Genomic DNA, 6,000 nt, shown 5'->3' on the forward strand with positions numbered 1-6,000 from the left:
CGTGTAGACCATAGTTGCGATAGTCTGTGTAAACCAAAAGTTTATAGTGGCGCCTATGGAAACCTTCAGCAGTATCGAATGCTTTGTGCGCAGCGCCGAGGTCGGCAGCTTCGCCGAAGCGGCGCGACGCTTGAGCCTGACACCGGCGGCGGTGGGCAAGAGCGTTGCCAAGCTTGAGGCGCGCCTGGGCGTCAGATTGTTTCAGCGCAGCACGCGCAGCCTGACGCTGACCGAGGCCGGTCAGTTGTTTCTCGGCGAAGTCAGCACCAGCCTGCACACCATCCAGAATGCCGTCGCCAACCTCGCCAGCGCCGGTGGGCAGCCTGCGGGTACATTGAAGGTCAGCATGGGGACGGTGTTCGGCTGCCTGTACATAGTGCCGATGCTCGGCGAGTTTCTGCGGCGATTCCCGGCGATCAACCCGGACTGGCACTTCGACAACCGCCAGGTCGATCTGATCGGGCAGGGGTTCGACGCGGCCATCGGCGGCGGCTTCGAACTGCCCCAGGGCGTAGTCGCGCGCAAGCTGAGTCCGGCGCATCGGGTATTGGTGGCTTCGCCGGATTACCTGGCGACACATGCGTCAATCACCGAACCGGACGACCTCAAGCACCACGACGGGATCCTGATCCGCTCGCCACAAACCGGTCGCGTGCGCTCCTGGCAGTTGACCCATCGCAATCAGCAACACAGCCCGTTGACGCTCAAGGCACGGATGACCATGAGCGATTCCGAGGCCGCCTGCGTCGCCGCCGCACAAGGTCTGGGCATTGCTCTGGTGAGCATGCCGTTCGCCTCGGGTTACCTGGAGACGGGCAGGTTGCAGCGGGTGTTGCCGGACTGGTATATCGACGACGGCTACACCTCCATCTATTACGCCGAACACAAACTGCTGCCCGGCAAGACCCGGGCGTTTGTCGATTTCATCATCGAGCAGTTTGCCGAGCGGGGGTTGGGGCAGAGGTTTAGTGCGGTTTGAGCAAGTCTTGAAACCGAGGGGCGGCCTTCGCGAGCAGGCTCGCTCCCACAGGGGATTTGTGTGGGAGCGAGCCTGCTCGCGATAAGGGCACCGCGGTCTACCGGGCAAACCGCCCCGGCCAGCCAATGATGTTTTTCGGCCGCGGCGTCGCATAGGTCCGCACCTTCGAGGTCGACAACCCCAGCCGCACCAGCGATTCGGCAATGGTCACCGCCGCCGTCACCCCATCCACCACCGGTACCCCGGTACGCCGGCGAATCTGCTCGTCCAGCCCGGCCATGCCACCGCAACCGAGGCAAATCACTTCGGCCTTGTCCTGGCTCACCGCCAGTTCGGCCTGATGCACGATGGCTTCCAGTGCGCGCTGTGGTTCGTGTTCCAGCTCCAGCACCGCCAGGCCACTGGCCCGTACCGAGGCGCAACGGTCCCACAGGCCGGAGAGCTTTAGGCGGTCTTCGATCAGCGGCACGGTGCGGTCGAGGGTGGTGACCACGGAATAGGCGTGACCGAGAAACATCGCCGTGCTGGCGGCGGCATCGGTGATGTCCACCACCGGTACGTTGAGCAATTCCTGCAAGCCTTCACGGCCGTGTTCGCCGTAGCCGGCCTGGATCACGGCGTCGAACGGCTGGTCGTAGGACATCACCCGGTCCATGACCGCGATGGCCGCCAAGTAGCTTTCGAAGTTGCCCTCGATGGAGTCGGCGCCGAAGTGCGGGGTGAGGCCGACGATTTCCGTGCCGGGCGACGCGACGGCCTGTGCCGAGCGGGCGATGGCCTGGGTGATGGATTCGGTGGTGTTGACGTTGACCACGAGAATGCGCATGGGGAGTCCTTATTGCAGGTGGTTCTGCGGCCCGACAACATCGGGCCACGACAGGATTAATGGCTGACGTTTTCGACCGCGATGGCTTCGCCGCTGACATCGGCATAGTGCGCTTGGCGCTTGGCGATGATCAGGTAGAGCATCCCGGCGATGCCGGCACCAATCAGCCAGGAGAACGGCGACACGCTGTGGAACCCGGGCACCAGGGCCAGGACGATGGCGATCAGGGCGGCGGGGATGAACGCCGCCACGGCGCGCAAATTGACCCCGCGGCTGTAGTAATAAGGGCCGTTGGGGGCTTCGCTGTACAACTGCGGCACGTTGACCTGGCCTTTTCGTACCAGCCAGTAGTCGACCATGATCACGCCGTACAACGGGCCGAGCAGGGCACCGAGACCGGACAGGAAGTACACGATCACCAAGGGACTGTTATAGAGGTTCCACGGCAGGATCAGCACGGCGATGGTCGCGCTGATCAGTCCGGCGCGACGGAACGTCAGGTACTTCGGCGCCAGGTTACTGAGGACGAACGCCGGGGCGACGAAGTTGGCCATGATGTTCACTGCCACGGTGACGATCAGGAACGCCAGGCAACCGAGTACCAGGAAGAAGGTGTTGGGGATCGAGGCGATGATTTCAGTCGGGCTTTCGATGATCCGGCCGTTGATCTGGAACTGCGCGCCGCACAGCAGGACCGTGATGCTGGCGAACACCAGGATATTCACCGGCAAGCCCCAGAAATTTCCGACCTTGATGGTCTTGCGGCACGGTGAAGAGCGGGCAAAGTCGCAGAAATTGAGGATCAGGGTGCCGTAGATCGCCAGCCACAATGCGCCACCGGCAAAGATGTTGCGCCACATCTCACCACCGGTCAGCGGCTCACGGATCGACCAGGCAATGGTCGCGTTGGCCTGCAAATACATCCACCCGGCGAGGGCGGCAACGGTCAGCAGAATCACCGGACCGGCAAACGCCTCGTAGCGGCGCACCATCTCCATGCCATAGGCCAGGATCGCCAGTTGCACGAACCAGATCGCGACGAAACACACCCAGCCCAGGGTCGACAGGCCGAGGATCGAGTCGTGGTCGTAGTCGGCGAACCCGGGATGGATCGCCGTCAACAGCACCCGAAAGACGACGGACGCGAGGTACGTCTGAATACCGAACCAGGCGATGGCGATCACGGCGCGGATCAACGCGGGAATCTGCGCCCCGTGAATGCCGAAACTGATCCGGCTGATGACCGGAAACGGAACCCCGGTCTTTTGTCCCATGTAGCCGGACAGGTTCATGAAGAAGTAAACCAGCGCCGCACCAATCCCCAGGGACAACAGGATCTGCCAGCCGCCCAGGCCCAGGGCATACAGGCCGATGGCAAAGGAGTAGTTGGCAATGTTGTGAACGTCATTGGTCCACAAGGCAAAGATGCTGTAGCGCCCCCAGCGCCGGCCTTCGGCCTTGGTCGGTGCGAGGTCCTTGTTGTGCAGTCGGGGACTGAGCACCACGGGGGAGTGATGCGCCTGATGGTCGGCGGTGTGGGTGGAATGAGGGGAGGGTAGATCCAGCGCGATATTGTTATTGGAGAGACTAGTACGCATTCCGGCAGGCTCCTGATGCTCGACGCCGCGATGACTGTGCATGAGCCTTGGCTCGACAAATCTTCGTCGCGGGTGGCGAATATCATTGGTTACGGGGCATCTGCAGCCTGTACGGGATAGGGCGCTTCAGGCTTGCGGATCTAAAGTGTGTGTATGTTTTGATTTTATTGTATACAAAACATGTATGCACATAAGCCAGATCCATGCCAGCCGAGCGTTCTATGAACGGCGCTGTTCATTTCGTTTTGTTATGGCTTTTCGCCAAGTTATTGAAAAATTGACAATATAAATTGACCGTTTGAACAGGTATTTATTTTGAAGGGGGGATTCAGGAGGGCGTGGCGGCGCACGTCGGGGGGAGGAATGTAACTTTTGGGGGCGTGGAAACAAGAAGTGCACACAAAAATGGCACCTATGGTGACAATCGTGTGTACACGTTTTTTGAAGCAGCAGATAACACTGTAGGAGCGAGCCTGCTCGCGATGAACCCGAGAACACAGCGGGGTATCAGGCACCCCGCGTTATCGTTGACGACCATCGCGAGCAGGCTCGCTCCTACAGTGGGTTTACGCTTTGGACTTGCTGATGATATTCCCCGCGTGCAATCCGCATTCCTTCTGCGTCGCTTCTTCCCACCACCAGCGACCTTCACGCTCATGCTGGTTCGGCAGTACCGGGCGGGTGCAAGGTTCGCAGCCGATGCTGATGAAGCCGCGTTCGTGCAGGCTGTTGTACGGCAACTCCAGCATGCGGATGTAGCCCCAGATCTCTTCGCTGGTCATTTGCGCCAGCGGGTTGAACTTGTACAGGGTGCGTTCCGGGGTGGAGAACGCGGTGTCGATTTCCATCACCGCGACGGCGCTGCGGGTGCCGGGGCTCTGGTCGCGACGCTGGCCGGTGGCCCAGGCTTTCACGCCGGACAGCTTGCGGCGCAGCGGTTCGATCTTGCGGATGCCGCAGCATTCGCCATGGCCGTCCTTGTAGAAACTGAACAGGCCTTTTTCCTTCACGAAGGGTTCGAGTTTCGTGTAGTCCGGCGACACCAGCTCGATGTCGATCTTGTAGTGCTCGCGCACCTGATCGATGAAGCGGTAGGTCTCGGGGTGCAAGCGGCCGGTGTCGAGGCTGAACACCTTGACGTTCTTGTTCAGCTTCCAGGCCATGTCCACCAGCACCACGTCCTCGGCACCGCTGAAAGATATCCACAGGTCATCGCCGAACTCGGCAAACGCGAGTTTCAGGATGTCCTGGGCGGATTTGTTGGCATAGGTCGTGGCGAGTTCCACGACGTCGAACGTTGGGCTCATCAGGGCGGCTTCCTACAGGTCGGTGGCGCTGGGCGCTCTATATGGGGCCGATGGTAACAAAAAGCTGCGCGGGCCGGGGCATCCTCTGCGTTGCGCAGGCAGGCCCGAGTCGCTAGAGTTCGGCAATCTTTTTGCTCGCTCGACTCAATAATCAATACAAATGGGAGTGTCTTGTGGAAATAGCCTGTCTGGATCTTGAAGGTGTGCTGGTCCCGGAAATCTGGATCGCCTTCGCCGAAAAAACCGGGATCGAATCCCTCAGGGCCACCACCCGGGACATTCCCGACTACGACGTGCTGATGAAGCAACGCCTGCGGATTCTCGACGAGCATGGCCTGAAGCTCTCCGACATTCAGGAAGTGATCGCCACGCTCAAGCCGCTGGACGGCGCCATCGAATTCGTCGACTGGCTGCGCGAGCGCTTCCAGGTGGTGATCCTGTCGGACACCTTCTATGAGTTCTCCCAGCCGTTGATGCGCCAACTGGGCTTCCCGACCTTGCTCTGCCATCGCCTGATTACCGACGACAGCGGGCGAGTCACGGGCTATCAACTGCGTCAGAAAGATCCAAAGCGTCAGTCGGTCCTGGCCTTCAAGAGCCTTTACTACCGGGTGATCGCGGCGGGGGATTCCTACAACGACACCACGATGCTGGGCGAGGCCGATGCCGGGATTCTATTTCATGCGCCGGATAACGTGATCCGTGAATTCCCGCAGTTCCCGGCGGTGCATACGTTTGAAGAGCTCAAGCAAGAGTTCATCAAAGCTTCGAACCGCCCTTTGAGCCTGTAAACCCGATCCCTGTAGGAGCTGCCGAAGGCTGCGATCTTTTGATCTTGAGAATCAAAAGATCGCAGCCTTCGGCAGCTCCTACAAGTTGTGCAGCGTTTCCAGCAGGATTTTCACCTTGGTGATCGACTCCTGATATTCGGCCTGCCACTCGGAATCCGCGACTATCCCGCCACCGCCCCAGCAACACACCTGCCCGTCCTTGACCAGCAAACTGCGAATGGCGATGGAGCTGTCCATCTCGCCGCGCACGTCCAGGTACAACAATGAACCGCAATACAAGCCGCGTCGGGTCGGTTCCAGTTCGTCGATGATCTGCATCGCACGAATCTTTGGCGCGCCGGTGATCGAGCCGCCGGGGAAGCTGCCGGCGATCAGGTCCAGAGCGTCGCGATCATCCGCCAGTTCACCGGTGACGCTGCTCACCAGGTGATGCACGTTCGGGTAACTTTCCAGGCTGAACAACTCCGGCACCCGGACCGAGCCGATGCGGCAGGGGCGG

The 6,000-nt window shown here is 60.4% G+C and carries 6 protein-coding genes; 2 read left to right on the forward strand and 4 right to left on the reverse strand.

The genetic code is table 11. The features are described 5' to 3' along the window. Nucleotides 1–55: 55 nt before the first annotated feature. Nucleotides 56–979 (forward strand): LysR family transcriptional regulator, encoded by a 924-nt coding sequence (locus PMI26_RS22610; protein ID WP_007971936.1) that lies wholly within the window; start codon nt 56–58, stop codon nt 977–979. Between the two features lie 97 nt (nt 980–1,076). Here PMI26_RS22610 and PMI26_RS22605 read toward each other — a convergent pair whose 3' ends face one another. The 3 genes from PMI26_RS22605 to PMI26_RS22595 all read right to left on the reverse strand — a co-directional run bounded on the left by PMI26_RS22605 (nt 1,077) and on the right by PMI26_RS22595 (nt 4,710). Continuing rightward, the gene (locus tag PMI26_RS22605; protein WP_007971938.1) at nt 1,077–1,805 is read right to left on the reverse strand and encodes an aspartate/glutamate racemase family protein; all 729 of its coding nucleotides are present in this window, start codon (nt 1,803–1,805) and stop codon (nt 1,077–1,079) included. Nucleotides 1,806–1,861: 56 nt separating this feature from the next. Then, complete coding sequence (locus PMI26_RS22600) at nt 1,862–3,403, reverse strand: NCS1 family nucleobase:cation symporter-1 (RefSeq protein ID WP_007971940.1); 1,542 nt, start codon at nt 3,401–3,403, stop codon at nt 1,862–1,864. A gap of 566 nt (nt 3,404–3,969) precedes the next feature. Continuing rightward, nucleotides 3,970–4,710: a phosphoadenylyl-sulfate reductase gene (locus PMI26_RS22595; protein ID WP_007971943.1), complete on the reverse strand. Its 741-nt coding sequence runs from the start codon at nt 4,708–4,710 to the stop codon at nt 3,970–3,972. Between the two features lie 173 nt (nt 4,711–4,883). On the opposite strand from PMI26_RS22595, the gene thrH reads away from it, so the two are divergent. Beyond that, nucleotides 4,884–5,501, forward strand: coding sequence for a bifunctional phosphoserine phosphatase/homoserine phosphotransferase ThrH (gene thrH / locus PMI26_RS22590; RefSeq protein ID WP_007971944.1), 618 nt, complete (start codon nt 4,884–4,886; stop codon nt 5,499–5,501). A 78-nt stretch (nt 5,502–5,579) separates the two neighbouring features. On the opposite strand, the gene PMI26_RS22585 is transcribed toward thrH, so the two are convergent. Next, nucleotides 5,580–6,000 (reverse strand): chorismate-binding protein (locus tag PMI26_RS22585; protein ID WP_007971946.1); only part of this gene is annotated, 421 nt, incomplete at its 5' end.

Origin of the sequence: Pseudomonas sp. GM33 (assembly GCF_000282295.1) — a bacterium.
GTDB lineage: Bacteria > Pseudomonadota > Gammaproteobacteria > Pseudomonadales > Pseudomonadaceae > Aquipseudomonas > Aquipseudomonas laurylsulfatiphila.

What these genes read in the sequence shown, in the direction of transcription:
- PMI26_RS22600 (WP_007971940.1), bottom strand. Translation starts at nt 3,403, where the DNA reads ATGCGTACTAGTCTCTCCAATAACAATATCGCGCTGGATCTACCCTCC.
- PMI26_RS22605 (WP_007971938.1), bottom strand. Translation starts at nt 1,805, where the DNA reads ATGCGCATTCTCGTGGTCAACGTCAACACCACCGAATCCATCACCCAG.
- PMI26_RS22610 (WP_007971936.1), top strand. Translation starts at nt 56, where the DNA reads ATGGAAACCTTCAGCAGTATCGAATGCTTTGTGCGCAGCGCCGAGGTC.
- PMI26_RS22595 (WP_007971943.1), bottom strand. Translation starts at nt 4,710, where the DNA reads ATGAGCCCAACGTTCGACGTCGTGGAACTCGCCACGACCTATGCCAAC.